2 protein-coding genes are annotated in these 701 nt (G+C 42.2%); one reads left to right on the top strand and one right to left on the bottom strand.

Annotated features, from left to right (window positions below; genetic code table 11):
- Positions 1–231: hypothetical protein (locus CXQ93_RS20960; protein ID WP_219817403.1), on the bottom strand; the 231-nt coding region annotated here is incomplete at its 3' end.
- On the opposite strand from CXQ93_RS20960, the gene CXQ93_RS21435 reads away from it, so the two are divergent.
- Complete coding sequence (locus CXQ93_RS21435) at positions 152–466, top strand: non-specific lipid-transfer protein (protein ID WP_368783656.1); 315 nt, start codon at positions 152–154, stop codon at positions 464–466. The genes CXQ93_RS20960 and CXQ93_RS21435 overlap by 80 nt on opposite strands.
- The last annotated feature ends 235 nt before the right edge of the window (positions 467–701 follow it).

Genomic DNA, 701 nt, shown 5'->3' with positions numbered 1-701 from the left:
CTTAAAGAAAGCTCTTAAACCATCAAGCAAAAGTGCAAAACATAAAAAAAGAAAAACATATTGATCTTTTAGTAATAACTCTACAATTTTCTTAAGCACAAGAAAAACTATGGCAAGCTCAGCTATTGTTAAGTTAGCTTGTGCAATTGCCATGTGCATGGTAGTGCTTGCACCACATGCTGAGGCCGCCGTGACCTGTGGCTTAGTTTCGGGCAAGGTTGCAGCGTGCATTGGCTTCCTTAGGGGTGGTCCTGGCCCAAGCCCGGCATGTTGTGGTGGGATTAGGGCCCTAAACAGCGCAGCCGCCACCCCGGCTGACAGGAAAACTGCATGCACTTGCCTTAAATCTGCTGCTGCTTCCATTAAAGGAATGAACTACGGAAAGGCAGCTGCTCTCCCTGGTGCATGTGGTGTCCGCATCCCTTACCCTATTAGCCCCAACACCAACTGCAATGCAGTCCACTAAAAGTACAGGATAACTTTGTTGCTACAGAAGAGAAATTAAACATGGAGCTACGTACCAAAGAATGGCCTTGTTAGCTAGTAAAGTGTATAATAAATGAGACTCAATTATCTTGATGAGGCTTTTGTCTTTTTCGAGTAAATTGATTATTGTAGTTCCTATTTCACGCATGCATCTTATTTTAATGTGTACCCTAGTTTTTATTTTTCATAAAATTACAACTAAATCTAATGTTGCC

This window comes from Arthrobacter sp. N199823 (assembly GCF_002929705.1).
Taxonomy (GTDB): domain Bacteria; phylum Actinomycetota; class Actinomycetes; order Actinomycetales; family Micrococcaceae; genus Specibacter.
This window is presented reverse-complemented; position numbering and strand designations above follow the sequence as displayed.